Annotated in this window: 23 protein-coding genes, 1 tRNA gene and 1 pseudogene; 14 read left to right on the top strand and 11 right to left on the bottom strand. The window is 28.2% G+C overall.

Annotated elements, in window-relative coordinates; translation table 4 throughout:
• Positions 1-53 precede the first annotated feature (53 nt).
• Positions 54-1,079: a BspA family leucine-rich repeat surface protein gene (locus MBOVPG45_RS02095; RefSeq protein ID WP_013456333.1), complete on the bottom strand. Its 1,026-nt coding sequence runs from the start codon at positions 1,077-1,079 to the stop codon at positions 54-56.
• The gene (locus tag MBOVPG45_RS02090) at positions 1,066-2,172 is read right to left on the bottom strand and encodes a BspA family leucine-rich repeat surface protein (RefSeq protein ID WP_013456598.1); all 1,107 of its coding nucleotides are present in this window, start codon (positions 2,170-2,172) and stop codon (positions 1,066-1,068) included. Before MBOVPG45_RS02090 ends, MBOVPG45_RS02095 begins: the two co-directional genes overlap by 14 nt.
• Before the next feature lie 443 nt (positions 2,173-2,615).
• Here MBOVPG45_RS02090 and MBOVPG45_RS02085 point away from each other — a divergent pair, with 443 nt between their 5' ends.
• Positions 2,616-2,987 (top strand): PTS sugar transporter subunit IIB, encoded by a 372-nt coding sequence (locus MBOVPG45_RS02085; protein WP_013456494.1) that lies wholly within the window; start codon positions 2,616-2,618, stop codon positions 2,985-2,987.
• Between the two features lie 64 nt (positions 2,988-3,051).
• Here MBOVPG45_RS02085 and MBOVPG45_RS02080 read toward each other — a convergent pair whose 3' ends face one another.
• The 7 genes from MBOVPG45_RS02080 to MBOVPG45_RS02050 all read right to left on the bottom strand — a co-directional run bounded on the left by MBOVPG45_RS02080 (position 3,052) and on the right by MBOVPG45_RS02050 (position 11,323).
• Positions 3,052-4,923: an MAG3240 family lipoprotein gene (locus tag MBOVPG45_RS02080; protein WP_013456002.1), complete on the bottom strand. Its 1,872-nt coding sequence runs from the start codon at positions 4,921-4,923 to the stop codon at positions 3,052-3,054.
• A 24-nt stretch (positions 4,924-4,947) separates the two neighbouring features.
• Positions 4,948-5,877, bottom strand: a complete 930-nt coding sequence (gene tsaD, locus MBOVPG45_RS02075; protein WP_013455976.1) for a tRNA (adenosine(37)-N6)-threonylcarbamoyltransferase complex transferase subunit TsaD — start codon at positions 5,875-5,877, stop codon at positions 4,948-4,950.
• Position 5,878: 1 nt separating this feature from the next.
• Positions 5,879-6,436 (bottom strand): tRNA threonylcarbamoyladenosine biosynthesis protein TsaB, encoded by a 558-nt coding sequence (locus MBOVPG45_RS02070; protein ID WP_013456265.1) that lies wholly within the window; start codon positions 6,434-6,436, stop codon positions 5,879-5,881.
• Positions 6,436-6,840 (bottom strand): tRNA (adenosine(37)-N6)-threonylcarbamoyltransferase complex ATPase subunit type 1 TsaE, encoded by a 405-nt coding sequence (tsaE, locus tag MBOVPG45_RS02065; RefSeq protein WP_013456302.1) that lies wholly within the window; start codon positions 6,838-6,840, stop codon positions 6,436-6,438. Before tsaE ends, MBOVPG45_RS02070 begins: the two co-directional genes overlap by 1 nt.
• 374 nt (positions 6,841-7,214) lie before the next feature.
• Entirely contained in the window at positions 7,215-8,231 is a 1,017-nt protein-coding gene (locus MBOVPG45_RS02060) for an IS30 family transposase (protein ID WP_013455927.1), read from the bottom strand.
• 221 nt (positions 8,232-8,452) lie between these two features.
• Positions 8,453-9,643 (bottom strand): elongation factor Tu, encoded by a 1,191-nt coding sequence (gene tuf, locus MBOVPG45_RS02055; RefSeq protein ID WP_004024476.1) that lies wholly within the window; start codon positions 9,641-9,643, stop codon positions 8,453-8,455.
• A gap of 246 nt (positions 9,644-9,889) precedes the next feature.
• Positions 9,890-11,323: a transposase gene (locus MBOVPG45_RS02050; RefSeq protein WP_013455919.1), complete on the bottom strand. Its 1,434-nt coding sequence runs from the start codon at positions 11,321-11,323 to the stop codon at positions 9,890-9,892.
• Positions 11,324-11,702: 379 nt separating this feature from the next.
• Between MBOVPG45_RS02050 and eno the strand changes: the two genes are divergently transcribed.
• The 11 genes and pseudogenes from eno (at position 11,703) to MBOVPG45_RS02000 (ending at position 23,936) form a co-directional block, all read left to right on the top strand.
• Entirely contained in the window at positions 11,703-13,067 is a 1,365-nt protein-coding gene (gene eno, locus MBOVPG45_RS02045) for a phosphopyruvate hydratase (protein WP_013456550.1), read from the top strand.
• Between the two features lie 137 nt (positions 13,068-13,204).
• Positions 13,205-13,537: a S1 RNA-binding domain-containing protein gene (locus MBOVPG45_RS02040; protein WP_013456131.1), complete on the top strand. Its 333-nt coding sequence runs from the start codon at positions 13,205-13,207 to the stop codon at positions 13,535-13,537.
• 13 nt (positions 13,538-13,550) lie between these two features.
• On the top strand, positions 13,551-14,801 hold the full coding sequence (locus MBOVPG45_RS02035; RefSeq protein WP_013456059.1) for a glucose-6-phosphate isomerase: 1,251 nt from the start codon (positions 13,551-13,553) through the stop codon (positions 14,799-14,801).
• A 1-nt stretch (position 14,802) separates the two neighbouring features.
• The gene (locus MBOVPG45_RS02030) at positions 14,803-16,095 is read left to right on the top strand and encodes a glucose-6-phosphate isomerase (protein ID WP_013456377.1); all 1,293 of its coding nucleotides are present in this window, start codon (positions 14,803-14,805) and stop codon (positions 16,093-16,095) included.
• 1 nt (position 16,096) lies between these two features.
• Positions 16,097-16,936: a bifunctional DNA-formamidopyrimidine glycosylase/DNA-(apurinic or apyrimidinic site) lyase gene (gene mutM / locus MBOVPG45_RS02025; RefSeq protein ID WP_013456282.1), complete on the top strand. Its 840-nt coding sequence runs from the start codon at positions 16,097-16,099 to the stop codon at positions 16,934-16,936.
• Positions 16,920-17,195, top strand: coding sequence for a Smr/MutS family protein (locus MBOVPG45_RS02020; protein ID WP_013456403.1), 276 nt, complete (start codon positions 16,920-16,922; stop codon positions 17,193-17,195). Before mutM ends, MBOVPG45_RS02020 begins: the two co-directional genes overlap by 17 nt.
• A gap of 89 nt (positions 17,196-17,284) precedes the next feature.
• A pseudogene (msrA, locus tag MBOVPG45_RS04975) lies at positions 17,285-17,743 on the top strand (peptide-methionine (S)-S-oxide reductase MsrA); the annotation flags it as partial.
• Positions 17,744-17,782: 39 nt separating this feature from the next.
• Positions 17,783-18,214, top strand: a complete 432-nt coding sequence (gene msrB / locus MBOVPG45_RS04970; protein WP_318023790.1) for a peptide-methionine (R)-S-oxide reductase MsrB — start codon at positions 17,783-17,785, stop codon at positions 18,212-18,214.
• A gap of 36 nt (positions 18,215-18,250) precedes the next feature.
• Positions 18,251-20,194 (top strand): MIP family Ig-specific serine endopeptidase, encoded by a 1,944-nt coding sequence (locus tag MBOVPG45_RS02010; RefSeq protein ID WP_013456055.1) that lies wholly within the window; start codon positions 18,251-18,253, stop codon positions 20,192-20,194.
• Positions 20,195-20,329: 135 nt separating this feature from the next.
• Complete coding sequence (locus MBOVPG45_RS02005; protein ID WP_013456578.1) at positions 20,330-22,126, top strand: ABC transporter ATP-binding protein; 1,797 nt, start codon at positions 20,330-20,332, stop codon at positions 22,124-22,126.
• A complete protein-coding gene (locus tag MBOVPG45_RS02000; protein WP_013456600.1) occupies positions 22,119-23,936 on the top strand; it encodes an ABC transporter ATP-binding protein in 1,818 nt (605 codons plus the stop codon). The genes MBOVPG45_RS02005 and MBOVPG45_RS02000 overlap by 8 nt, the downstream gene beginning before the upstream one ends.
• Positions 23,937-23,967: 31 nt before the next feature.
• On the opposite strand, the gene MBOVPG45_RS01995 is transcribed toward MBOVPG45_RS02000, so the two are convergent.
• A tRNA-Leu gene (locus MBOVPG45_RS01995) sits at positions 23,968-24,052 on the bottom strand.
• 50 nt (positions 24,053-24,102) lie between these two features.
• A complete protein-coding gene (locus tag MBOVPG45_RS01990) occupies positions 24,103-25,041 on the bottom strand; it encodes an MAG3090 family protein (protein WP_013456488.1) in 939 nt (312 codons plus the stop codon).
• A 332-nt stretch (positions 25,042-25,373) separates the two neighbouring features.
• On the opposite strand from MBOVPG45_RS01990, the gene efp reads away from it, so the two are divergent.
• Both efp and MBOVPG45_RS01980 read left to right on the top strand, forming a co-directional pair.
• Positions 25,374-25,937 carry an elongation factor P gene (efp, locus tag MBOVPG45_RS01985; RefSeq protein ID WP_013456043.1) on the top strand — a complete coding sequence of 188 codons (564 nt, stop codon included), beginning with the start codon at positions 25,374-25,376 and terminating at the stop codon, positions 25,935-25,937.
• A complete protein-coding gene (locus MBOVPG45_RS01980; protein WP_013456142.1) occupies positions 25,937-26,239 on the top strand; it encodes an MMB_0454 family protein in 303 nt (100 codons plus the stop codon). The genes efp and MBOVPG45_RS01980 overlap by 1 nt, the downstream gene beginning before the upstream one ends.
• The last annotated feature ends 71 nt before the right edge of the window (positions 26,240-26,310 follow it).

Genomic DNA, 26,310 nt, shown 5'->3' with positions numbered 1-26,310 from the left:
AAATGTATTGTGTTAATTAGAGAATCTATATATTCAATTTTTTTGTAAGCATATTAATTTATAAATTTAGGCGCCAATTTATTTTCTTCCTTTGCAAAACCAGAATTTGTAGAGAAATGGCTATGGTTTTCAACCGATTTTACATTTCAGTTTGAAATATCTTGATTAAATTTTCTTGCACCAAAAAACATAAATTTCATATCCTTTACTTTTGAAACATCTCAATTAAGACTTTTATTTGCATTGTTAAATGCCTTAGCATCAGTAAACATACTTTGCATATTTGTTACATTTGATGTCTTTCAGTCACTTAGATCTCTATCAAATTTTGACGCATCGTTAAACATTGAACTCATTGTTTCTACATTTGATGTGTCTCATTTTGATATATTACTATTGAAATTTTTAGCGCCTCAAAACACACCAGACATATCGGTAACATTTTTAGTATCTCAATTTTCAATTCCTATTATATTGTCGCTTAAGTTGTCTTTAAAAGCATTTCTTAAGCTATTTATATATCCTGGTAGTGTAGGAACTTTATTTACGTTTTGTGATATTTGTTCAATTTGAATATCAAAATCCTTGTTTACAAATCATCCAATTACCTTTAATTCTGTTTTATTTTTATTATATTTTGGTTCTACTGCATAGCCTCAATATGAAGTTAATTTTTCTCGAATTAATTCCCATTCATTATCAAATTTGACTGTTTTATAGCTTAGTTCATCAAGTATATTTTGTTTTTCAAATAAGATATTATTTAATCTTTGCAGTGACATCAATTGTGATTTTGAAACTAAGTTAGAAACATTACTTAATTTATTTTCTATTTCTGTATGAACTTTATTCTTTATTTTTATAGGTAATTCCTTTAATTTAGCTTTATACCTGTATGCCTCTGCAAGTTTATATCTTTTTTCATCTTTTACTAGTTTGTCTTTATGTTCTTCAATTTTACTAAGTTTAGCTGCATAAAAATTATTATTCTTCTGCTGAGAATTTATTTTTGTATTAAGTTCATTATTCTTTTTTTCAATTTTTGTTATTTCATTCAAAATACTGTTACTTATTTCCAATACTGACTTTTACATTTTGCAAATTTAGTGGTCATTTTGATTTTTCATTTTCTATTAAAGTTTTTTTATTTCAGTCATCATATCCGGTTTTATCACCTGGGAATTTTGCTAACCTAGTAATGTTAATATCTCATTTTGATAGATCTTGGTTAAATGATTTAGCACCATATAATACTCTACTAAATCTAGCAACATTGCTCACATCTCAATTACTAATATCTTGATTGAACTTTTCAGCTCTTGAAAATGTACGATACAAATATTTTAAGCTTTTAGTTTGTCATTTGCTTATATCTTGATTAAATGACTTGGCGCCATTAAACATATCATGCATATTTGTAACACTTGAAACATCTCATTTTGAAATGTTGCCATCAAAAAGTTGTGTATAGCTAAATAAGCCTTTTGTATTCATTATATTTTTTGTGTTTCAAGCTTCAATGCCTTCTATTTTTGCATTGGTATTACCTCTAAAAACTTCAATTAATGCCGTAATTTCTTCTGGCAACACCGAAGGAACTTTGTTCACACTTTTAGGTAACTTTACCATCTGAATGTAATTATATTTAACCCCGTGTTTAGTTAAGTAATTGTTTCATTCGTCATCATAAAAACCAATTTGTGTGATTTCTTTTACATTTTGAAATTCTTTAAGCTTGCTTAAATCTTTTTCTAATGTCTCTTTAATTTCACCAGTTTTTGGATCTTTATATTTAGTTGCTTGCTGCCCATAAGCAACCTTACCTGCTTCGAGTAATAAGTCATTGTTATTAACTTTTAAAGCTAACTTTTGAGTTAATTTCGCTTCAATATCTTTAGAAAATCTTTTCTTTAAATCATTTTGATTTGCTAGTGATATTTTCAAATCTTTGTTACCATTAAGTAATTTGATTAGTTTATTTAAGATTATTTCATAACTTTGAGCACTATTTAATTTATCTTTGAAATTTTCATTTCAAACTTTTAAAACAGCAATCTCGTTTGATTTATTTTTTCCATTATTATTCGTCTGGTTTTGAGTGTTATTGCATGAAACTGCAATAACAGGAAGCGAAATTAAAATCCCCCCTAATAAAGAAAATTTCCTTTTCATTAATACCCCTATTTTTTAATTAATTAGTTAATAGATATTTTATTGTTAACATAATTGACATTTAAAATAATTGATTATTGTGGAAGAATTTAATAACATTTATGAAAAAGATTTTAATATAAAAAATATTTTGATAACATAAGACCATAAAACCTATAAAACAGGAATATTTGACTAAACAATTTGAAAATTTATAATTAATAATTAGCAATAGTTCTCTGGTTTAATTTTCAAAGAAACAATATATGTTTTTAATACAAAAGAACTATTAGTTTATTCCTATGATTTTTTTATTTTACTAACTAATTTTTATAAATTTTTGGAAAATTTATCAATTTAAAAATAATATAAATTCTTAAAAAATAGCAAAGCGTTTTAATTAAATTACAAATCTTTTAATAGACAGAATATAATGTACAATAATTTTATAAGGAAATTAAGTTATGACAACAGGTGATAAGTGAAAAATAGCTACTTTAACAATATTTACATTGGGTTTTTGCTGAGTATACTGAAGTGTTAAAAATAAAAAAGTTAAGAAACTTAAAAAAGGTGAAATTAATAAATTAGACTCAAGCATGGATACGCTTGAGTTAATTAACTTATTAGGTGGAAAAAGTAATATTTCTAGTGTTTCAAACACTATATCAAGAATCAAAGTAATTATTAATGATAAATCAATTGTTCAAAAAGATAAATTAGAACAATTGAAATATGTTAGTGGGATTATGATTTCATCTAACAATGTTTCTCTAGTTGTTGGTGATTACGCCAAAAAACTAAGTGAAGAGCTAAATAATGAAATTGCAAAATAACTGTTTATCCCTATAAAACAGCCTTATAAACAAAAAACTTGTTTAACAGTAGCAACAAGTTTTTTTATTTGACTCTTATTAAATACGGAAGCGTTTTATTTTTAAGCGGCAAATTGCTTTTATATTCTTCTTTTAATTCCGCTATTTTAGATTCTATTATTCCTTTATCATATCCTTTGAAGCCGATTAAATTGTAATGGTAGTCTTTTTCTAGCATTTTTTGATTTTTATGATTAATAAAATTGATTGAGATAGGAAGAGTACCTAGACCGTTTTTTGAAGCTTCATATTTACTTGGCTCAATAAGTTTTACTTCTACTTTTTTGATTAAACCATCGTCATCGGCATCGTTATTAATGTTATATAAAAGTGTATATTGAGAAAATATTATAGATAATCACTTTTCATAAAACTGTTTATGTTTTAACACTTCTAAAACAGGTAGGTTTGACATAGCATTATTTTGTCATAATAATAAGTTATCTTTATTTTGATAAATTAAAAAGTTTGCAATGTCATTAAATGAATTCTCAATAAAATCAGTTGCTTTAATTCCTTGTGGAACACTTAAATTACCTTTATTATCAAATCTATTATCATTTACTGAATAACTAAAGTATGAATCTTTATTTTTATTTATTGTCCCTAATTCATTTTTTAAATATAAACCATTTGAAAAAATGTGTTTATGTGGTGTAAAATCAATTGAATATCAATTATATTTTTGTTTTGTTTTAGATTCATTTATGACTAATTTACCAATTGATAATGAGTTATTTAATAATTTAGTTTTTTCAAATTTGTCTATTCTAAAGTCAAATTTGGCTGGAGTATTAGATATTAAAATATCATCTTTTAATTCACTAAGTAGCATTGCAGTATTATTTAAATTAAATATTTCATATGTCTTAGTAGGGTGCATTAAATCATCAATGGTTTTGTATGTTAATGGATTTGGCTTAAATTTAATTTCAGGATTATTAACTAATTCATTGAACTTAACTTCATCATTATCAATAGTAAGTTTCGCCTTAGTCTTTAAATCAAAATAGACGTCACTTTGACCTTTGGAAAAGTTAGTTAATTTAAATTCTAAATTTTTGTACTTATCACTAAGAAGGGAATTATTGTTAGAATCAAGTAAGTCAATATTGAGTTTAATAGTATCATTATCAATTTTTAAATTATTAAATTTGACATGATCGAAAATTATGCCATTAGAAGCAAAATTATAAATTTTTAGCTCATTTGAAAGTCGTTTCTCTAAAATTTCTTGTTGGAATTTAGACTTAAAAAATGCCTTGCTTCTTGTATTATTTGATGTTACTTGCATAGGGAATTGTGTACTACTATTAACAAAAGCACTTTGCAACATATATTGTAAATCAGGAATACTTAGATCATCTAGTAAGCCTTTTTTATAGTAATTTTGGAAAATTATGCTTTTGTATTCAAAAAAGTTGGAATAGTTTAATTTTTCATCCGTTTTTAATTTAAATAAAATATCTATATCAGTCTTGTCATTGATATTTTTTGCTCTTTTTACAATAAATTTACCATCTTCTTTTTCATATGTAAAAGGTCTTAAAATTTCATTAAAATCAAAGCCATTTATTTTGTTTGCAACATTTTTTAATGAGTAACTTTTACCTTTATACTTAAAAATAATGTCATCTTTATTATTACTTAACTTAAATTCATCAACTTTATTAGGAAGATTAAGCGTCAATATACTACTTTGCAAGTTATTGAGTAAAGACTCTAATGTATATGCTTTTAATTGCGACAAAAAGGTTTTATAAAAAATGTCACTGGCTTTTACTTCCGTATTTGCTTTTAAATTGAAAATGTCATCTTCATTATTGCATGATGATGAAATTAGCACGGGCAAGGTGCTAATAGTTATTGGCAGTAGTAGATTTATTTTTTTATTCATATATCCATTTTTCTACAAGAACATTTACTTTTCTTTAAGTATTTGATATGCGCATGATGCAATCATTGCGCCGTTATCTGTAGCATATTTTAAATTAGGTATTATTGCCATTTTGCTTATTTCTAAAAATCTTTTTCTTAGTTCGCTATTAGCACTTACCCCACCAGCTAAAACTAGCGATTTAACATCGTATTTCAAAACTGCTTTTTTGGTTTGATTTATTAAGTAGTTTACTGCGCAATCTTGAAAGCTTGCTGCAATTTGGTCAACATCCGCTTTTTCATTTCGCTGAAGTTTATTGTGATAATAATTTATGACTTGCGATTTAAGTCCACTAAATGAAAAATTAAACTTACCAGGGGCATTAGGTTCAGTGAATTTAATGAATTCACCTTTATAGTTTTTATATATTTTATCAATTATAGGCCCGCCAGGAAAACCTAGTTGTAATTTTGAGCTAACTTTATCAAATGCTTCGCCGACAGCATCATCTAATGTTTGTCCAATTATTTCATAATCAATAGGACTATTAATAAGCATTAGTTGAGTATGACCGCCAGAAACTAGTAAGCATAACGAAGGATATTTTATTTCATTATCTAATGCACAAGAGTAAAAGTGGCCTATTAAGTGATTAATGGGAATTATTGGCTTATTGTAAGCCAAAGAAACAGCACTTGCAAATAAGTATCCAATTTGCAGTGTTCCAACTAGCCCCGGTTCTTTAGTATAAGCTATATAATCTATAGTTGATAAGTCATACTTTTTTAATAATATTTCTAAAATTAAATTGATATTTTTTACATGTTCTCTTGATGATATTTCAGGAATTGTGCCGCCAAATTCCTTGAATATATCAACTTGACTAATAGTTTCTAGTGCAATAACCTTATTATCTTCTAAAATAGCAATAGAAGTATCATCATGACTAGTTTCAATACCTAATATTTTCATACTATTTCTTAGCTCCTATTTGTGGCATTTTTATGTAATAAGGTTCAATTTTATTTAAGTCACTATTAGCAATAAATAAGTCTTTGTATGCTTTAAAATTATTTAAAAATTGAATGTAATCTACTTCATTATATTTATCTTTAGTGCCTGTTTTACAAGTAATTTGGTCAGAATGAAATGGCTTATCATTTCTTATGTATTCAAAATACTTTTCGCCTTTAGCATTAATATAAAATGAGTTTTCGCCAGGATTTTGAATACTTAAAATTTGCATTGTGCTAATTGTAAAAATCATAACTTTTTTAATTGTGGCTATTGTTCTTAAATAAACTAATGATATTCTTACTCCAGTGAAGTATCCTGGGCCTAAATTGGTGTAAAACTCATTAAAATCATCAATTGTTAGCGACAAAGAATTAAGCATTTCACTTACACTTAGTGGTATTAATTCAACCTTCTTTTGGTACTTTTTTAGTATTTTTGAATACACTAATTTGTAATTATCATCAAAGGCTGCTAAAACAAAATCATCATTAGCTGTATCTAAATATAATTTCATTACTTAACCACCCTTATATTAAAAATATGATTATTGTCATTGTCTAATGAGATATCTACATTAACAAAATTTGAGTAATAATGTTGTATCCTAGAAGGTCATTCGATAGCTATAATATCACCTTCATTTGCATAGTCAATAAACTCGTCAATTCCGCCGCTTAAATGATATGCATCAATGTGAATTAAGCCATTATATGTTTTCATATAGTTAAATGTTGGCGATGTAATTGGCTCAGTTATCCCAATTATTTTTGCAATTTCTTTTAATAATGTTGTCTTACCAGCACCCAATTCACCATTTAAAAGTATTAATTTACTTTTAGTTAGGTTATTTAAAACAAAATTAGCCACTTCATTAAGACTTTGATTTTCCTTAGTTATGAAACACTTTTCTAAGAACATACATCCCTTTTTTAAATATTAATTTTAAGTATTTCAATTATAGTTTTTTATAAATACATAATTACAAAAATATACAAAAAAGCAAAGCGGACTTTGCTTTCCATAAATGAAAGTTCAAGTGCAACATATGTGCTTGGCTTTTTTATTATAGCATTTTTGCATAATATGTGGCGTATGCCACATCTACCCCTTGTTTGAAATCAAGGGGCAGGGGGTTAAAAAAATCAGATGGAACATCTGCGTAAACCCTAAATAATGTTTTGTTATACCCCCTTATTTGTAATTAAGGGGGTTAGGGGGATAAAATAACTAAATAAAATGCAAAAAATAACCATTCATTTTTTTATGAATGCAGTCAATTAAATTCACATGTTTTAATTTAAAACGACACCATAGTCATTAGCTAACTTAAATAGTTCAATTGGTTTTTGCCAATTCAAAATTTTACGTGGCATTTCATTTATTTGATTTACAACATCATCCAGTTGAACTTGAGAGATAGAATTAAAATCAAAACCTTTATGAAACATTCTTCTAATCATTCCGTTTCAATTTTCGTTTGTTCCCCTTTGAAATGAAGCATACGGTTCAGCTCTAAATATTTTAATATTTAGTCATTTTCCTAATAAACCCATTCTTTCGAATTCTATCCCGTTATCAATTGTTATAGATTTGACAATTAAATTATGATCCTGGATTATTTTTTTAAGCTTTGAAATTACCAAAAAAGCTGATTTTGATTTAATTTTAACTGCAAACCCCATTCTGGTTTGCCTTTCAACAAGTGTTAATACATTATCATATCCATTCGATCTTTTGCCTATAATTAAGTCACTTTCTCAATGACCATATTCTTCTCTTAAATCAATATATTTTGGTCTTGCCCATATTGGATATACATAGTGAGAATCTCCAATTAATCTTGAGACAACTGATGCAGTTCTTTTTCCGCCTTTTTTATAAAAAATTCTCAATCTGTCTCTAGGTTTCAATTTTCATTTTCTTGTCTTAATCCAATTAAATATAGTCCTTATCGACGGAGACGCAATATTTGGAAAAGTTTGCTTAATGTATCGAGCTGTTGCAACAATTCCGTAAAATCTTTTATCGAATTTTTCTAAGAAAAATTTTTCAAATTCAGCATATTCAAAATTACTCGTAAATTTAAACAAGTATTTGTGCGAATGCCTATTTAATGCTTTCTGCTCTGCTATTTTACATTGATATGAACCGCTAAAAGCAGTGTTGCGTTTTAATTCGCGACTTACTGTGGATGGACTTCTGTTTAACTGTCTAGCTATAGATCTAATAGAATACCCAGATTTTATTTGAATTTCAATAAATGCACGTTCATCATATGTTAGATGATTATAATTTTTAGTATAATTCATATGAAAGTTTCCTACTGCCAAGTGTGGAACTTTTTTTGTTTAAAAATTCAAGTGCTCCACAATTAAATTTTACCTTAATTGGTGTTGCACTTGAACTTACAATCAAGCAAAGCAAAGCGGACTTTGCTTTTTCTGTTGTCTATATGCGCATTATAAGCAATTTAAGAAAATTAAATTTTCGTAAACGCTTATAAAACGGGATTATTGGTTTAATGAACAAATTATTTAAGAATTTTTGTTACAGAACCATATCCAACTGTTCTACCACCTTCACGGATCGAGAACTTTGTTCCTTCTTCAACAGCGATAGGTGCAATAAGTTTAACTTTTAAGTTAACGTTTTCACCAGGTTGAACGAATTCACGGCCTTTTTCAAATTCTAATCCACCTGTAACGTCTGTTGTACGGAAGTAGAATTGTGGTTTATAGTTAACAAAGAATGGAGTGTGACGACCACCTTCTTCTTTTGTTAATGCATAAATAGCTGCTTCGAATTCAGCATGAGGAACAATAGAACCTGGTTTAGCAAGAACTTGACCACGTTCAATAGCTGATCTTTCAACACCACGAAGTAATAGACCTGCGTTGTCACCTGCTTGAGCTTCTTTTAAGTTCTTTCTGAACATTTCAATACCTGTAACAACTGTTTTCTTTGTTGGTTTAAGACCTACAATTTCAACTTCTTCGTTTAAGCTTAATCTACCACGTTCAACACGACCTGTAGCAACTGTACCACGACCTGAAATTGTGAAAACGTCTTCAACAGCCATTAAGAATGGTTTTTCAAAGTCCTTAACAGGAGTTTCGATTCATGTGTCAACTGCATTCATTAATTCTAGAATGTTTTCTTCGTATTCTGGTTTGCCTTGTAAAGCTTGTAGAGCTGAACCACGAACAAATGGTGTATTGTCACCGTCAAAGCCATATTTTGTAAGTAATTCACGAACTTCCATTTCAACAAGGTCGATCATTTCTGCATCTTCTGGCTTAATCATGTCACATTTGTTTAAGAAAACAACCATCTTTGGAACACCAACTTGTTTTGCAAGAAGAACGTGTTCTTTTGTTTGAGGCATGGCACCGTCAGTTGCAGCAACAACAAGAATTGAACCATCCATTTGAGCAGCACCAGTAATCATGTTTTTAATGTAGTCAGCGTGACCTGGACAGTCAACGTGTGCATAGTGACGTTTTTCAGTATTATATTCGATGTGTGATGTATTAATTGTTATACCACGAGCTTTTTCTTCAGGTGCATTGTCAATTGCATCGTATGATTTAGCTTCTGATAAACCTTTTTTAGCTAACACTGTCGCAATAGCAGCAGTTAAAGTTGTTTTACCATGGTCAACGTGGCCAATGGTTCCAATATTAACGTGTTCTTTGCTACGGTCAAAATCTAGTTTTGCCATATTAAAATCCTTTCGTAAAGTAAAAATATTGAGTAATTTTAGCGCTAAAACCTACCTCAGCATGGTCTTTCATCCATGTCCTATCCAAACTTTAGTGCTAATACATTACGTATAAATAAAATAGTATTGAAATTTTAACAAAAAATAACAAAATTTTAAAAATATTACATTAGCCCTAAGTTACTTAATAATATGCTTGAGTTACTATTTAAAGCTTGCTTACAGTAAAAAAGTTTTAGTGTAATGCTATATTTCTAACAATTCCGCAAGGTCTTGAACATATTTCAACACCTTGCGTTTTTTTCATTCTGTATTATTTATTACTTCAACTTTGTAACTTCTCAAATATTCTATAATCTGTCTGAATGAGTAGTTTTGATGAAGATTTAGTCTTATAAAATTGTTCTTAACTTTTGTCGCAATTATTAGTGACAAGTAGTTTATAAACTCTGTTGTGTAAACTTTCATTTCTGAATGAACTCTTGTTTTTGATAGTTCCAAAATATTTTTGTAAAAGTTAAACATTTCTTCAATTTCTCATCTTTGATCATATAGTGTGTATACATCCTCTAATGAAAGGTCAACATTGGATTCAAAAACAATGACACCAAAAAATTGATTATTTTTATTGAATTCATCAATGTTAAATGTATTTCTTTTTAGATGTTTTTGATAGTTTCCAACACTTTCTTTGCCAGCTATTTCTAAGTCTTTAAATAGATAAAAAAACTTTCCATTTATTTGCTTTTTAGACCCTAGTAATTGCTTATCTTTAATTTTCACAGGAGTCAAGTTTTCATCAAGTTTTTCTTCTCTAATTAATGTTGTATTTCTCTTTAATGGCAAAAGATACTTAACATTTTTATTCTGTTCTAAAAGCTCTGTAATTGCTTTAGTTCTAAAGCCTTTATCAGCAACTAATATTTCGCCAGTGCTAGGCACATTTTCCAAAAAGTCCTCAAAAATAGTCGAATCCAGCATATTTCCTTGGTATGGTCTGTGATAAATTGGCTCTTTGGTATATAAGACACAAGTGTAAAGTAAGGTAAAATCTTTGCTACCTTTAACCTTGCCTTTTCTTGATCATTGAGAAAAAGTTACTTCATCTGAATTATAAGATTTAAGTGTGCCATCAATAATTTGCACTCTACCTTTAAACTCATTTATTCTATCTAACATGAAGTTATGTATATTTGAATATGCTCTACCAGTTTTTTCAAAGAAGTCTGGTAATAATGATTCAGATAAACCAACCTTTTTAAATAATTCAGACATAAATGAAGTTTCATAGTAAAACTTTAAATCACGATTAACGGCTTTTGGATAGGCACATCTAAGAATAGCAATTACATATAATTTGTAAGCTGTTGATGAATCAAAATGTGTTAGTAATTTTTCCAAAATATCATTGCTATTTTTTGTAAAAATTGCTATGTTACCATAGTCTTTTATATCTGTTTTTTCTTGATTTTTCTTAGATCTTGTACCTACTGGGATAGGTGTTTCAAAAGGAACAAATTTGTAATCTACTATTTCGCCAACAATTGCCAAATCTTTTGGAATTGCTTTTCCATTCACATATTTGCTGGTTCTTTTTACAACTTTAAATTTTCCAAAGTAATTCTTTACAACTGTGTTTTTAGGTCTTTCAACTTGTCTTATTTCAACTGGAATTGCCATTTTCAAATTCTCCTAAATATATAGCATTATAACTATATTATAACACAAAATTTAAATAGAGAAATAAATAAAATTAATTTTTTTATGATGACATTAGCAGCATTTTTTAAGTCTTTGTCAGAAAAATAAATAAAAAAATGTCTACATTGTTCAAAATGCGACATTTTGTATAGTATTATGGGGTATAACTTTTATATTACAGGTTGATATTTAAAAATAATTTGCCTATTAATGCTGTTTTATAGTCTAATTAGACTAAATAACTTTAACAATTTTGTATGTTTATATTTCCATATTTCTATATTGCCCTATTATCAGCCTACTATATGTTGCCTTTATTGTTATATAATAAAAATATATTTTTATTTTGGGGGAATTAATGCCTATTATTGAAAGAATTCAAGCACGTGAAATATTAGATTCACGTGGCAATCCAACAGTTCAAGTTGAAGTTACTACAGATTATGAAATAACCGGTGTTGCAAATGTGCCTTCTGGTGCTAGCACAGGAAGTAGAGAGGCGCTAGAATTAAGAGACAAGGGCACCAAATATGAAGGAAACTGATTCGGTGGCAAAGGTGTTATGACAGCCGTTGATAATGTTAATGAAAAAATAGCGCCTGAATTAATAGGAATGTCAGTTTTTGATCAAAGAGCAATTGATAAATTAATGATTGAATTAGATGGAACTGCAACTAAGTCAAAACTAGGGGCTAACGCTATTTTAGGTGTTTCACTAGCTGTTGCTAGAGCTGCTGCTACAGAATTAGGAATGCCTTTATATAGATATATTGGTGGAGCTAATGCTCACACATTGCCACTGCCAATGCTTAATGTTTTAAATGGTGGAGAACATGCTTCAAATACAGTTGACTTTCAAGAATTTATGATAATGCCAGTTGGTGCTAAGTCATTAAGAGAAGCTCTTCAAATGGCTAATAAAGTTTTTCACAACTTAGCTAAATTACTTAAAAAAGCAGGATATGGTACTCAAGTTGGTGATGAAGGCGGATTTGCTCCTAACTGCAAAAGCCATGAAGAAGTACTAGATTACTTAGTTGAAGCTATAAAAGTTGCAGGTTATACTCCTGCTACTAGTGGTAAAAATGCTATTGCTATAGCCTTAGATGCTGCATGTAGTGAATTATATGACGAAAATTCAAAGAAATATACTTTCAAAAAACTAAAACAAGCTATTGCTGAAAAACGCTCTGGTTTTGAACATTTAGATAATGTTAAATTAGAGTATACAACTGATGAATTAATTGAATATTTTGGTAAGCTAATAGATAAATATCCTATTATTTCAATTGAAGATGGTCTTGCTGAAAGCGATTGAGAAGGATTTGCAAAAATGACTGCTAAATTTGGTAGCAAAGTGCAAATTGTGGGTGATGACTTAACAGTTACAAATCCTAAATTATTAGAAAAAGCCATTGAACAAAAATCAATGAATGCTATATTAATTAAGCTTAATCAAATTGGATCTCTTTCTGAAACAATGGATGCTATAAACAAGGCTCAGAAGGCAAATATGGCTTGTGTTGTTTCTCATCGTTCAGGAGAAACTGAGGACACAACAATTGCTGATTTAGCTGTAGCCTTTAATACAGGGCAAATAAAAACAGGTTCAATGTCTAGAACTGATAGAATTGCTAAATACAATCGCCTTTTAGTTATTGAAGAAGAATTAGGTGAGCAATCAGAATTTGAAGGTTCTAAAGCATTTTACAACATAAAGTAAACAAGAAGTCGCAGCAAGCGACTTTTATTTATTTATCTATAAAACAGGTAAATAAGCTAATTTTAAAGTTTCCTTATTTTAGGCATAATTCATATATGAATTATGAAATAAGATTTTAATATTATATAATTGTTTATATGATTAAAAAAGGCGATGTACTGAACGGACTAGTAAAAAATATTAATTCACACGGAATAATTGTGTGATCTTTTAATGGTATGAAATTTTTTGTGCCATCTAATTTAATTACTGACTTTACAAAAAGTCGTCTTGATAATATTTTTGAGATCAATCAAAAAATAAATTTTGTTGTTGAGTCAATTGATTTAGATATGCAAACTGGTATTGGAAATTTCAAAATAAATCACCCGCTTCATTCAAGAACGCCTTTCAAAAATAAAATTAAGCCTACAAAAAATGGATTTAAAAAACTAAAAGATTCAGTTCTTAAACTAATAAGCAAGTCATAAGGCAGTATAGATAATGGAAATTATTAATTTAAAATTTATTAACTTCAGCCCTGATTTTAGCAACAAGAATATGATTGCAGATGCTATAACACTTTTTAATAAGATCAAAAAGAAGGATAATGATTTTTTTGAGCAATTTGGTTTTAATGAACTAGTTTTAAATTTTGATACCCAAAATTTAAAAGAATTAGACAGTTTTAGTGATCTTTTTCACTCGCAAGACATAAATCACATAATAATTTTTTGTAAGAAAAGTGACAAAGAAAATTTTTTTGTTGCCCATAATTTTCTTAATAGTTATGACATTTTAAAAGATCATAAAATAAAATTCACATTTTTTTGTGATGAAGAACCGGAAGTTTGACAAAAGTTATATCTTAAATGTACTGATCAAATTAGTAGCCAACATACAGCATTTCTTTTCATAGGACAGTCGTTATATAGCGAAGCTTTTATTGAAGTTATTAAAATTATTATTAATGAGGTTCAGGAAAAATATGGTTATTATCGAGCACTTAAAAGGTGCTTTATGATCTGTAAGCAAGCATTAGAAAAACAACTTCTAGATTTTGAAATTGATGAGCAAAATAAATTAATAATGCCAAATGTTTTAACTAAAAATTATTCTTTTTTTGCTGAAAGCAATATGTTTTTGCTTCTTTTAAAAGGCTGTAATATTATGGAGTTAGTTGCGGGATATCAAAATCTTTATCCAAATTTTGTAGCTGACAATTTAGAAGATAATGCAGCTTTTCAATATGCTTATGTTAGGTTATTAATTAGCAAAAAAACTAAGTATAGTTTCATAATTAATGATAATGCAATATTGACTAATTTGCTTGCTTTACAGACTAATATGGAAAATAATTATTATCAAAAATTTAACATATTTTCATATATAGCATCATTTACAAATGATATTTATACATATGGACAGTTTTTGATGGATAATTATCAAAAAATGTATATCTCTTTTTATAAATTAAAAAATGAAAAAATAGATTATAGACTAAGCGATGAAATTCACTTTAATGATGGATTAAATTCGTATCCATTTACTAAACTTAGTGATTTTAACAAAAGTGCAAATGTTGGTATTCAAGAGATTTTTACTAATATCCTAGGTATGCCTTATTGTTTAATTACAGTTGAAGATAATAGTGAATATTCACTAGGTGCACTAATTGCTTTTGTTTATTGAAGTTTTATATATCTTTGTATGCTAAGCAACACAAATCCATTTTTAAGTAGCTATAGGAGCTAAAATGAAGTACATAAATGTTGATATTTCTAATGCTTTAGAATTAAATGAAATAAATAAATATCATGAACAAGTAGTTCAAATTCACCATAACATAATTAACCAAAAAGTCAATGAAAAAGACTGATTGGGATGAATCAATTTACCTAATAACATCAACAATTTGGAAATGAAAAAAATGATTGACATTGCTAATGTATGAAAAAAGCAAAAAGTTAGCACACTAGTAGTTATTGGCATCGGTGGTTCATATTTAGGAGCTATAGCTGCTTATGATTATGTTTTTGATACTTATAAAATGATAGATCCTGATATTGAATTGATTTTTGCAGGAAACTCATTAAGCAGTGAGCAATTAGTTGCACAACTTAAGTATGTTGAAAATAAAAAATTTGCTATCAACGTTATTTCAAAAAGCGGAACAACTATTGAGCCGTCAATTGCATTTAGAGAATTTAGAAAGCTTTTAGAATTTCAAGTAGGCTCACAATATGCTAAAGATTATATAGTAGCCACAACCGATGCTCAAAAGGGTGTTTTATATGAGCTTTCTAAAGCAAAAAATTATGAAACATTAATAATTCCTAATGATGTAGGGGGTCGTTTTAGTGTGTTAAGTCCAGTTGGACTCTTCCCTTTAATTTGTGCTGGTATTAATGTTGAAATATTGCTTAAAGGTGCTGCTGATGCTAATAGTGATTGCAATAATCTAAACCTAAATGAAAATCAAGCATATAAATATGCTGTTGCTCGTCATATATTAAGTAAAAAATATGACATTGAACTTATGTCTTCTTATGAACCTAAATTATCATTTTTTATTGAATGATGAAAACAATTATTTGCTGAAAGTGAAGGCAAAGACAATAAAGGGTTATGAGTTGTTGGTTCAACTTTTACAACTGATTTGCACTCAATTGGACAAATTATTCAAGATGGTAAAAGGATTTTGTTTGAAACAATTTTAGTCTCAAAAGAACCTTTATATGACATTTTGCTTTCTAAAGTGAAAGAAGATGATGATAAATTGAACTACTTAGATGGTAAATCTGTTCATAAAATTAATTTGTCAGCATTCAAAGGAACTTTAAGTGCTCATTCAAAAGCAGCATTAGTACCTAATATTGTCATTGAAATAGCAAAATTAGATGAATATGCATTGGGCTACTTATTTCAATTTTTTATGAGAGCATTAGCTATTAGTGCATACCTATTAGGTGTTAATCCATTTGACCAGCCAGGGGTTGAAATATACAAATCAAATATGTTTAAAATTTTAAATAAGGACGATAAATAATATGCCTGAATTGCCAGAAGTTAAAACAGTAGTTAAAGCACTTAAAAGCAACATAAAGAATGCCAAAATTACAAATGTTTTTGTGTTTCTTGATAAATTAATTAAAAATGTTAGTCCGCAAGAATTTAAAGAATATTTGCTAAATGAAACAATATTAGATATTTATAATGTTGGCAAAAATATTATTTTTAAGCTTTCTAAAGACAAAAATTTAATTAGCCATTTAAGAATGACAGGCAAGTATTTTACTGATACTAGTTTGCATCACAAGAGAAAACATGATTATGTAATTTTTGAGTTAAATAACCAAATGTATCTGTTTTATAATGATTCGCGACAATTTGGAACATTTCATATTAAGGATGAATCAGAACTTTTTACTACAAAGCCGCTTGATAAATTAGGAAAAGAAGTTGATCAAATAGATCCTGATAAACTTCATCAGCTTATTAAAAATAAAACTATTCCAATTAAGTCATTCCTGTTAGATCAAAGTTACATTTTAGGAATAGGAAATATTTACGCTAACGAAATTTTGTATTTGTCTGGAATTAATCCATGAACTAAGGTTAATAAAATTCCATATGCTAAATTGATTGAAATATTAAATAACACTAAGATAATTTTGGATAAGGCAACAGAGTTAGGTGGTTCAACAATTGTTGACTTTTCAGGTCTTAATGGTGCAGAAGGCCAATTTCAAAATCATTTACAAGTTCACATGCGAGCAAATTTGCCTTGCAATAAATGCAAAACTTTAATAAAACAAGAAACAATAGCACAAAGAATGACATATTATTGTCCGCTGTGTCAGAAGGAAAATTATGAGCAAGAAAAGTAGAAATAATACTATTCAATATGACAATAATGACTACTCAAATATAGTTGATTTACATGGCTTTACTATAGCTGAAGCTTTAACACAAGTTCAACTGTCATTAGCTAATGCCTATGAAAGTGACTTTTACTATGACTATGTAACAATAATAACCGGTAAGGGTCAAGGGGCAATTTTAGCTAATATTGAAGAGTATTTACGCGATGCTAATTATGACTATGACATTTCAGCTGATGGTGCATCAATAAAGGTGTTTTTGTAAATTATTCTTTTTAATATAAAGTTTTTAACTAAAACTATATTTCCAATTTATAATATTTGAATAAAAAACATATATAAAAGGAGTTGATTATGGAGAAAACAATTTACTTAGCTGGTGGATGTTTTTGAGGAGTTGAAGCCTATTTTAAAAGGGTTAAGGGAGTTTTAGACACTCAAGTTGGATATGCTAATGGTAAAGATGAAAATGCTACATATACAAACCTAAAGAATTCTTTACATGCTGAAACTGTCAAAGTTGTTTATGATTCTGAAGTTGTTTCAGTTGAGGAATTAGTTTTACATCTTTTTAAAATTATTGACCCTGCTTCATTAAACAAACAAGGCAATGATGTTGGAACTCAATATAGAACTGGTGTTTATTATAAAGATGTTAATGATTATTTAACAATTGAAAAACTATTTAACTACTTAAAAAAGCAATATAAAGAATTTTATGTTGAGCTAAAAGTTTTAAATCATTTTATTGATGCAGAAGCATATCATCAAGATTACTTAACCAAAAATCCAACAGGATACTGCCATATTAATTTAGATACTGATTATTCACTTTCTAATGATGATTACCAATTAATTAAACAAATTAGAAATGAATTGAGTCTTAGTCAGCTTAGTTATGATATTTTAAAAAATTCAGCTACTGAAAGACCTCATACATCAGTTTTAAATAATGAATACCGCAAAGGTATTTATGTCGAAAAAATAACTGGTGAACCATTATTTTCATCTAGCACAAAATTTAACTCTGGATGTGGCTGACCAAGTTTTTCAGAGCCAATTTTTAAAGACACTGTGAAATATTTGGATGACACATCACACAATATGTTTAGAATTGAAGTTAGATCTGGCCAAGGAGATCATCACTTAGGACATGTATTTAACGATGGCCCTAAAGAAATGGGTGGCAAGAGATACTGCATTAATGGTGCTGCAATTGATTTTATTCCATATGAAGAAATGGATGAAAAAGGCTACTCAGAATTCAAGAAGTTTGTTAAATAATTTACTTTATTTACTAACTAAAATCAAAATAAAATAATGAAAAAGAAATTATTACCTTTTATACTAATTGGCTCATCATTTACTACTTTGCTAAGTGCTGCTAAATGTAATAATGAGACCAATGAGCCTATAAAAATTGAGAATACAGCAAATAATGAATTGATTGCAAAAGTCAATTCATTATTTAAATTGCTAAATTCTAGTAGTCAAAAAATCAATGATGACAGCGCAGAAGCAAAAACACTTAAGAATAAAATAGAAACTAAAATCAATGACTTAAAGTCATTTGATCTTAGTACTCTAAGCGCCGATCAATTAAACAATTATATTAATGCATTACAATTATTAATAAATCAAGCAAATAACTTTATTAATAAGAATAATTTTGAAAATATTAACCACAATAAAATGGAAAATGAAAGCGTCACTCCTAAAATAGACAAATTACCTCCTAAGCCTATAAATAAGCCTTCTATTCCATTTGATCCTTCGAATATACCAACTTTTCCTAATTTTCCTTTTAATCGCTTTAATAACCAAGACAAGCACAAATATCCTGAACATCATACAAAATTTCAAACTGTTGATTCTAAAACTTTGTATAAAGAGTTATATGACAGAACTTTTTCTCTTAAATATCTAACTAAACTTTCAGATGGAGGACTCTTAAGCAATGGTTCAGGAACTACATGGTTGCTTGATTATCATAAATACACGAATGAAACCAACAAATATAAACTATTTTTCGCTACTAATTTACACGTTTTAGCTAAATTTAGTAATTCTTTGGAAAAATCAGTTCAAGAGAAACTTAACTATTATGACCCAACTAACGACAAAGTTGTTGCTGTTGCTTTAGGTAAAAGCGCTAATGTAACTAATTTTGACCAAAAAGCCAATAAAACAACGTCAAATGGTTATTCTCCTGTTACTTATTTTACTAATAGTAGTGAATTTATTAATTATGAAAAATCAAATGTTATAACTCCTATGAATCTAACAAATGCAATATCAGAACCGAAATTGGTTTTTGCTGCAGTTGATTTTATGAATGATGAAGCTATCAAAAATATTCAAAGTGGCTTGAATGAATCGGCAGAACAGTATAAAAACTATAAAACTAAAAGTGGTGAAATTGAACACTATAAAGCTGCCTATGATGATTTTGATAGTAAGAAAAAAGTTCCAATTACAGTTGACTTTGCAGTTTTTGAAGTTGATGTTGATTTAGAAAAGGCTGATGAAACTTTTAAAAGTTGAATTAATGATGCTATTAAAGGTTTAGATGGCTACATAAATAGACTAAATGAAACAAACTATCTCCCAAATCAAGATAAAAATATTTCTAAATATATGCAAACTACTGACTATGTTTCAGCTTCATATGATAGGAGTAATCAAAACAATTTATGAAATGCAAAAGACATTTATATTGCTGGTTACCCTAGTCAAAACAATAATGCTACTTGAATGCAAAATAATCCTACCGAAAGAAATTCTGATTCAATAACTTCTTACAAAGCTGGTTTAAAAAATAAAGATACTTTTGCATTTGCAACTGGAAGTATTGAAGAGAAAATTGGCATTCCATCAAATGCAACAATTAATGATAATTATTGAAACAGAGTAATGGCAAGTTGATATGGTTATCAATATAATATTAACTTTTCATCCCTATATTATGGGGCTTCAGGTTCATTAGCCTATAATGAATTTGGCCAAATGATAGGTATTTATAATGCTGTTACAGCTAGAGTTGATTATGGAGACTTGCTTCAGTCAGGCGGAATTGCTCCATTCTTACAATCTAGTGATATTAAAGCAATTGAAAACACAATTTATGCTTACAATCTTATTGATGGAAGCAATAAATCAATTTACCAGAATCAAAAAAATTCATTTAGAGAAAATCTTAAAACACTTTATCCTAGTGGCTTTTCTGATGGTTCTAAACAAACAAAATTATTCGATAGCATTTAAGGGAAAAAATAATATTTTTCCTTATTTTTTTACTTTTTTTAAGCTTATTAAATATGTAATCATCTTAATAAAATACTTATTTAATTTATAATGTAATAATTAAAAAATTAAAACTTTAGTCATTAATGGAGGAATATGCTGAAACTATTTTCTAGATTTCCATTAAAAGTAAAGGTAATGGCACTCTTTGCAGTTATCTTAAGCGCAATTCATCCATTTTTGAGTATATTAATCCCAACAGTTACTAGGCAGTTAATTACATACTTAGCAAATAACCAAATTGACAAAGAAGTTACTGTTTATATTTTCAAGTCATCTTGAATAATTGGAACTTATTCTTATGCCAATGCACTCTGAGTAATTATTGGAATTTCATTTGCTTTGGCTTTTATTCTAGTGATTATTTCATATGCTTCAAACTTTTTAGCTGCTCAAGCTAAGAATTTAGGAGTTTATCATACTAGAAAGCTTTTGTTTGAACATTTGCTGACTTTATCTCATAAAAATATTGAGAATATAACCCCAGCAACATTGCTTACTCGTTTTAGCAATGATGTGCAGAAACTAGAAGATGGTTTTTATATTATTTTTAGAAATGTTTTTGTGTTTCCATTTTATACAGTCTGAGGTCTAATATTTGCTTTATTAACTAATTTATACTTATCAGTTTCTATTGCTTTTGTTGTACCTTTTATAGTTGTTCTCGCAATTGTTGCAATTATTAAGTTATTTCCACTTTATAGAAAAGAAAACATAATGCTTGATAATGTTAATGAAGTAATTAAAGAAGATTTTAATAATATTTCATTGATTAAGTCATATAACCTTGAGCAAAGACAATTTTTACGTTTTAATGAAGCAAACCAAAATTTGGAAAAAGTTTCTAGAAAAGCCAACACTTATGGAGCAATCAACTGACCAGCAATTGATTTATTTATTTTAATGGGCAATGTTGTTATTTTTTCAATTGTTGCTGTAATTATTAAAAATAATATTGAAACTGATATCAGATCACTAGTTGGTGATATTTACCAATTCATTACATATATGCAACTTATTTCTTTTGGAATATTTTCATCGCTTTTTATGACTAATAGACTTATAAGAAGCAATATTTCAGCTAAAAGAATCTTAGAAATATTAAAAATTGAAAGTGAAATTTCAAATAAAGATAAAAGTGATGCAACCCAAACAATTTGTGGCAAAATAGAGTTTAAAAATGTTAATTTTGGATATGATAAATCATTGACTTTAAAAAATGTGTCATTTGTTATAGAGCCCTATGAAACAGTCGGAATCATCGGGAAAACAGGAAGCGGTAAGAGTACAATTGTTCGTTTATTAACCCGCGAGTACAAAATTAATAATGGCGGACAAATACTAATTGATAATAAGAATATTTATGATATTAATCATAAAGACTTTTATAATAATGTTTCAGTTGTTTTTCAAAAGCCTCTATTATTAAGCGGAACTATTAAGTCAAATGTTTTGTTAGGCGCTAGTTATAATGATCAGTCAAATTTGGACAATGCTTTATTAAATTCTAAAGCTGATTTTGTATTTAAATTAGAAAATTCAGTCGAGCATAAAGTGTATCAAAGAGGCAAAAATCTTAGCGGAGGCCAAAGACAAAGACTAGCAATTGCGCAAGCGTTAATTAAAAAACCTAAAATACTTATATTAGATGATGCAACTAGTGCATTGGATAATCAAACAGATAAAATAGTAAGAGATAATTTAAACAAATTTTCAAACAGCACGACTATAATAATCTCTCAAAGAGTAAGTTCAATAAAGGACTGTGACAAAATAATTGTTATGGATAATGGTAGCGTCTCTGGAATAGGTAAGCACAATGACTTATTAAAAAATAATGAAATTTACAAAAGCATTTATGACAGTCAAGAAAAAGAGGTAGATAATGACTAAAAAGCCTGAAAAACAGATGAGTAAGTCAAAACCTGCTAGTTCATTTAAACTATTCATAAAGCTTTTTAAAGACTATTCAGGAAGCAATTTAGTATTGTGACTGCCAATATTTTTAGGTCTTTTGCTAGCTGGTTTTATTACCGGAGGTGTTTGGTTATTAGGTTATATAATTGATAATTTTCTAAAAGTTGATTTATTTAACCCATCAACTTTTAGCACAATGCAATTTGCTTGATTTATAGTGCTTTTAGCCTTATTTTACTTCCTTCAGAAACTAACTTTAATTACTCAATATTTAATAGTTAATAGAGCAAGTGTTAAGATTGGATCGCGCATTAGAGTTAATGTATACCAAAAACTTCAAATAATGCCACTAAGTTATTTCGAAAATGAAAAAACTGGCGATTTAATGTCAACAGTAACTAATGATATTCAAAATGTTGTGCAGTCAATGATCGACGTTATAAGTAATATTATTACTGTTGTCTTTACATTAGTAATTACCTTTAGCATTTTAATTTCATACTCATTTATTACAGCACTTATAGCATTAGTAATAATTCCAATTAACTTTATCCCTGTATTAATCATAATTGTTAAAAATCAAAAATATTTCGTATCTAAGCAGCAAAATTTAGGTAATTTTAATGCTTATTTAGAAGAAATAATTGATGCTTTACCAGTAATTAGAATAAATAATAAGCAAAGCACTGTTGCCAAGGACTTTGACAAAATTAATAAAACACTTTTAAAAACCAGTACTGATATTTCAGTTAGAATTGCCTGATTATATCCTTGATTCTATTTCAGTAAAATTCTTAATTTACTTATAATAGTCGGTCTAACAGTTTTATTAAAAAACAATTGAACTTCTATGCCTGGTAGAGATAACATAACTAGCGGTTCAATTTTGTCAATTTCAATCTATGTTTTCACTGTTAGCGATAAATTAGGTGAAATTTTAGAAATTATTTCGAACTTACAATTAGGTCTTGGTTCAGTTGTCAGAGTCAAAAAGCTTCTTGATTTAATGCCTTTAGTCGATGAGTCTAAACTGTCTGACTTAATAGAGGGTGATGGAACTATTGAGTTTAAAAACGTATGATTTGCCTATCCTTCAAATCCTGATAAATATGTGCTTAAAGATATCTCATTTAAGATAGAACCAACTAAAACATTAGCTCTTGTCGGTCACACTGGTTGTGGAAAAAGTACAATTGCTAAGTTGCTTTCAAAACTCTATGTTCCAACTAAAGGAGATATATTAATTAATGGTCAGTCAATATTTAAAACAAATGAAAAAAGTTGAAGAAATAATATTGATGTAATTCAGCAAGAAACATATTTATTTAAAGACACAATTAAAAATAATCTCTCTTGTGTAAGACCTAATATTTCAGATGAGCAACTTATCTCAATTTCTGAACAAGTAGGATTAGATGAGTTTGTTAAAAAACTCCCTGATGGCTATAAAACAGAGCTAAAAGACAATGGTTCAGTATTAAGTGTAGGCCAAAAACAGCTTATTGCAATAACTAGATCAATGATTAGCAGTAAGACAATTTCAATACTAGATGAAGCAACTAGCGACATTGATACATTAACTGAAAGCAAGATTAAAAAAGCCATTTCACTTCTAAGCAAAAACAAGACACTTTTAATAATAGCACACAGACTTAGCACAATAAAAAATGCCGATAACATCTTGATGATTGAAAACGGGGAGATTAAAGAACAAGGAACTCATAATCAATTAATGTCAAAGCAGGGCTTATATCAAAAGATGTACCTAAGCGGTTTTGAAGAGTAAAAAATCAAGGAATTACCTTGATTTTTTAATATGGTGCCCGAGACAGGACTTGAACCTGCATGAGTTGCCTCACTAGATCCTTAGTCTAGCGTGTCTGCCAATTTCACCACTCGGGCAAAAATGCATAAATAATTATATAGCAAAAATTAAATATGCACAATAGTCATTATTTTCTAGCTGAAATAAATGGTAATAAGTCGACTATACCCAATCAGTCAAGCAGTGCAATAATACCAAATGTTAATGCTCCTAAAATTAGTAATGTTAGAATTGTAAAACCAATAATTTTGCCAACAGGGCTTTTGTTTGCTGGTTTTGATTCTGCTGTTTTTATTTCATTTTTAGCTTCATCATTTTCATTATTTTGCACAGGTAACATATCTAATGAAGATTTTTCCTTAGACAAATCATCACTAGTTACAGGAATTTGCTCACTAGCTTCTTCTACTTTTGAAATCATTGCTTCCTTAGTTGTTGTTTTATTTTCAACTTCCAAATTGCTTCTCTCACTAGTTTTTTCCTTTTTTATTATGTTTTGCTCAATTACTACTGTATTAGTAATTGCTAAGTCATCTAATTCTTTAGCAGCTTCAGAACGTGTATGTCTATTAAGGTCAGATAAACCAGCTAACTCAATTTGCTTCATTTTAACTTTAGCATCAGCATTTAGATATTCTTCTTTATCTCTCTTTTTGATTTCATATTTTGACTCAAAATAAGATTTAGGATCTGCATTATATGAAAAAGTTAGATGTTTGATATATTCTTCAATCTGAGCATCAGTGTTTAATTTATAAAATTTAAGTGGGTCAATTTCAAACTCATCACACAATGAAATATATGTCTCATTAGCATCCAATCCATTAGATTGGGGAATCATTATAAATCTGTTGTTGTAGTCAGGATCCTTTATATATGCTATTTGTCCAACTTGTTCGTTTTTTTCATTCAATAGAAGAATTAGTGTTTCTAGTTTGAAACTTATATATCAAAACACTGCATCTTTTCTGCTTTTAAATTGTCCTATTATTTCATCTTTTTTAGGATGTTTTAACACTCAAGGAAATTTGGCTCCGGTGTTATAAAATATTGCAACTTTCTTCATATAATACTCCTTATTTATGTATAGTTATTATTATATAATAGTTGCTTATTTTTTGTATAATTTGCCTATAAAACAATGAAATAATTAATTTTGAGATTGGAAATAATTTCTAAATTCTTGCTAAAAAATTTTTAGAATAGCGTACTGTAAATATGCTTTTAATCAAATTTATTTCAATTTTGAAATTTCTAATTTATAATTTTTTAATATTATTAAGAATAAATTAAAGTAAATTAAAATACTAAATAAATAAAACTTTTGTGCTTGTGTACTAAAGTAAAATTTTACTTAGATAACTGTTTTATAGGCCTATAAACATAAAGGGAGTCAAAATGATTAACGTAAATACTTTTAAACCTGGAATTACTTTTGAAGATGATGGCGATATTTTTGTTGTTTTAGAAGCACAACACTCAAAACAAGGAAGGGGCCAAGCTAATGTGAAGGCTAAAGTCAAAAATTTAAGAACTGGTAGCACTGTTATTAAATCATATACTGGTGGGGTTATGGTTTCTCGCGCACACATTGACAAAAGACCTATGAGCTATTTATATTCTGATGGAGAAAACATCATCTTAATGGATACCGAAACCTATGAACAAGTTGAAATTCCTGTTTCACATGTTGAATGAGAACTTAACTTCTTAAAAGAAGGAATGATTGTTAAAATCAGAAAGTACAAGGAAGAAATTCTTGATATTGAATTAGATGCCAATGTTGTGTTAGAAGTTACTGAAGCACCTGATGCTGTTAGAGGAAATACTGCAAATAACCCTCAAAAGAAAGTTAAATTAGAAACGGGTTTTGAATTAGAAACTCCAATGTTTATCAGTGAAGGTGAAAAAATTATTGTTTCTACTGAAACAGGGAAATATCTTGGAAGGGCTAATAAATAATGAATTTTCTTTCTACTGCTTTTGGAATTAATGAAAGAGTTTCTGTTACTGAAAAAGCACTTTTGAACCTAATTAATAATGCTGTTTCTGAAATAAAAGGAATTAAGTTAGCAAATGTCCCTAGAATTACATTCTTGCCAGATCAGTCAAATGCAACTTTTATTATTGATGTTAAGATCAAAAAGAATTATTCACTAAAGACTACTATTGAAGGCTTAAGAGAAGAAATTACAAAAAATTTTGAAACTCTTTTAGATTTTAAACCTCATAATATTCGCATCTGTTTTGTTGAATTCTACTAATACTAGGCTACCTAAATAAAGGTAGCTTTTTTATTAAAAAAGCCACAAATAATCTTTGTGGCTATGAAATA

Source organism: Mycoplasmopsis bovis PG45 (genome assembly GCF_000183385.1).
GTDB classification, from domain to species: domain Bacteria; phylum Bacillota_I; class Bacilli_A; order Mycoplasmatales; family Metamycoplasmataceae; genus Mycoplasmopsis; species Mycoplasmopsis bovis.
Note: the sequence above shows the minus strand (reverse complement) of the source record. Positions and strands in the feature narration are given on the sequence as shown.